This is a genomic window from Pseudomonas sp. K5002, assembly GCF_013386655.1.
Lineage (GTDB): Bacteria > Pseudomonadota > Gammaproteobacteria > Pseudomonadales > Pseudomonadaceae > Aquipseudomonas.
The window spans coordinates 1-2,031 of sequence record NZ_JACARK010001097.1 but is presented as its reverse complement, the minus strand read 5'-3'; the positions used below and the strand labels follow the sequence as shown (position 1 = coordinate 2,031).

General features: G+C 66.1%; 2 protein-coding genes. Both read right to left on the bottom strand.

What is annotated here, in order from left to right:
- Positions 1 to 738 (bottom strand): ATP-binding protein (locus HX846_RS33585; RefSeq protein WP_178967086.1); only part of this gene is annotated, 738 nt, incomplete at its 3' end.
- Positions 738 to 2,031: cobaltochelatase subunit CobN (locus tag HX846_RS33580; protein WP_178967085.1), on the bottom strand; the 1,294-nt coding region annotated here is incomplete at its 5' end. The genes HX846_RS33580 and HX846_RS33585, both read right to left, overlap by 1 nt.

The window sequence follows — 2,031 nt, the reverse complement described above, 5'->3', positions numbered from 1 at the left end:
CAGGTCGGCGCGCAAGCCATCGACGCCGGCGGCAAAGCAGCGCTCGGTAATCTGCGCCAGCGCCTGGTCATCCAACGGGATGCTATCCAGCAATGCGCGGGCCCGGGTGCAACGCTCACGCAACGCGGCCTGCCGGTCGGCCCATTGCCCGCAGAAACCCTGAGGGTCGCTGTCGAAATCCAGGCGGCGACGGATGATCTGCCCGCGTTCGGCCGGCTGGGTGTGCCCGCTCAGCGCCACGTTGAAACCAAACCGGTCGAGCAATTGCGGGCGCAGCTCGCCCTCTTCCGGGTTCATGGTGCCGATCAGTACAAAACGCGCCGAATGCCGGTGGGAAATCCCGTCGCGCTCGATCAGGTTGGTGCCGCTGGCGGCCACGTCCAGCAGCAGGTCCACCAGGTGGTCGGGCAGCAGGTTGACTTCATCGACATAGAGCACGCCGCCGTCGGCCTTGGCCAGCACGCCGGGGGAAAACTGTGCGCGGCCCTCACTGAGTGCCGCGTCCAGATCGAGTGTGCCCACCAGCCGCTCCTCGGTGGCGCCCAACGGCAGCGTGACGAACTGGCCGCTGGCGAGCAGGTCCGCCAGGCCACGGGCCAGGGTGGACTTGGCCATGCCCCGCGGGCCTTCGATCAGCACACCGCCGATTTTCGGGTCGATGGCGGTCAGGCACAGGGCCAGTTTCAAGTCGTCGGCACCGACAACGGCGGACAGCGGGAAATGCGGGAGGTCGGTCATCAACTGCCTTCTTCTATATCCAACAACAGGTTTTCCAACGCCTCGCGGTACGCCCCAGGCTCCTGCCACATGCCGCGTTGCTGGGCTTCGAGCATGCGTTCGGTCATGTCCCGCAGGGCATCCGGGTTGTGCTGCTGCACAAAGGCGCGGGTGTCCGGGTCCAGCAAGTAGGCATCCGCCAGCAATGCATATTGATGATCGTCGATCAACGCCGTCGTAGCGTCGAACGCGAACAGATTATCCACGGTGGCCGCCATCTCGAACGCGCCTTTGTAGCCGTGGCGCTTCACCCCTTCGATCCACTTCGGGTTGGCCGCACGGGCACGAATCACCCGGTTCAACTCTTCCTTCAACGTGCGGACTTTCGGCAAGTCCGGCTGGCTGTGGTCACCATGATAGCTGGCGGCCTTGTCGCCGCTCAGGGTTTCCACGGCGGCGAGCATGCCGCCCTGGAATTGGTAGTAGTCATTGGAGTCCAGCAGGTCATGCTCGCGGTTGTCCTGGTTCTGCAACACCGCCTGCACCTGGCTCAAACGCTGGGCAAACTGTTCGCGGGCGGCGGTGCCTTCGTCGGAGCCGCCATAGGCGTAGCCGCCCCAGTTCAGGTAAACCTCGGCCAGGTCTTCGCGGCTCTGCCACAAGCGCCCATCAATCGCGCCCTGCACGCCGGCACCATAGGCACCGGGCTTGGCGCCGAAGATCCGCCAACCGGCCTGCTTCGCCGCCGCGTCCTCGTCCAGGCCCGACAGGCGCAAGGCCTCTCGCTCACTGCGCACCTTGGCCGCCAGCGGGTTCAGGTCATCCGGTTCGTCCAGCGCAGCCACGGCTTGCACCGCCGCGTCGAACAGGCGGATCAGGTTGGCGAATGCATCGCGGAAGAAGCCCGACACGCGCAAGGTCACATCCACCCGTGGCCGGTCCAGTAGGCTGATGGGCAGGATTTCAAAGTCATCCACCCGCTGGCTGCCCGTGGCCCATACCGGGCGCACGCCCATCAGCGCCATGGCCTGGGCGATATCGTCGCCACCGGTGCGCATGGTGGCGGTGCCCCACACCGACAGGCCGAGTTGGCGCAAGTGGTCGCCATGGTCTTGCAGGTGACGCTCAAGGATCAGGTTCGCCGACTGGAAGCCGATGCGCCAGGCAGTGGTGGTGGGCAGGTTGCGCACATCCACCGAGAAAAAGTTGCGACCGGTGGGCAACACGTCCAGGCGGCCCCGGCTCGGCGCGCCGCTGGGCCCGGCCGGGACGAAGCGCCCGTTCAAGGCATCCAGCAACCCGCGCATTTCCGCC